Origin of the sequence: Peribacillus sp. CSMR9, from assembly GCF_033141925.1 — a bacterium.
GTDB classification, from domain to species: Bacteria; Bacillota; Bacilli; order Bacillales; family DSM-1321; genus Peribacillus; species Peribacillus simplex_A.
The window spans coordinates 1-523 of record NZ_JAOPHO010000237.1 but is presented as its reverse complement, the minus strand read 5'-3'; the positions used below and the strand labels follow the sequence as shown (position 1 = coordinate 523).

The 523-nt window shown below is 47.0% G+C and carries 1 rRNA gene; it reads right to left on the bottom strand.

Annotated elements, in window-relative coordinates:
• Window positions 1-523, bottom strand: a 23S ribosomal RNA gene (locus N9I19_RS25080); the annotation flags it as partial.

Here is a 523-nt window from a genome sequence, read left to right as displayed (position 1 = left end):
AACTGTATACCTAAGTGCTTAGACTAGCATCCAATAGCTAGCACACTCTATCTTCCTGCGTCACTCCATCGGTAATAACGATTTGCAGTGGTATCGGAATATCAACCGATTGTCCATCACCTACGCCTTTCGGCCTCGGCTTAGGTCCCGACTAACCCTCAGCGGACGAGCCTTCCTGAGGAAACCTTAGGTTTTCGGCCACTAGGATTCTCACCTAGTTCTCGCTACTAATGCCAACATACTCACTCGTAATCAGTCCACCGCTCCTTACGGTACGAGTGAGCTATTACGCACTCTTTTAATGAGTGGCTGCTTCTAAGCCAACATCCTAGTTGTCTTAGAAATCCCACATCCTTTTCCACTTAACTTATACTTTGGGACCTTAGCTGACGATCTGGGCTGTTTCCCTTTTGACTACGGATCTTATCATTCGCAGTCTGACTGCCGGACTAATACTATATGGCATTCGGAGTTTGATAAGGTTCAGTAAGCGATATGCCCCCTAGCCCATTCAGTGCTCTAC